The sequence below is a fragment of the Peribacillus sp. SIMBA_075 genome (genome assembly GCF_046534585.1).
The window spans coordinates 1-239 of the sequence record NZ_JAWRYN010001521.1; the positions used below are offsets into that span (position 1 = coordinate 1).

At 49.8% G+C, this 239-nt stretch carries 1 pseudogene; it reads left to right on the forward strand.

Annotated elements, in window-relative coordinates:
• Positions 1 to 239, forward strand: a pseudogene (locus SB775_RS33505) (M3 family oligoendopeptidase); the annotation flags it as partial.

Sequence of the window (239 nt, forward strand, 5' to 3'; positions counted from 1 at the left end):
TGCGATGAATGTTGCTGAAACGGCCTCGACATTTGCAGAAATGATCGTAGCGGATGCAGCAGTCAAAAATGCGGTGGACAAAGAAGAGAAAATTTCTTTGCTGGAAGATAAAATCCAGCGCAGCGTGGCATTTTTCATGAACATCCACGCCCGTTTCCTGTTCGAGACGAGGTTCTACGAGGAACGTAAAAACGGCGTCGTCCCGGCGAGCCGCTTGAACGAATTGATGGAGCAGGCAC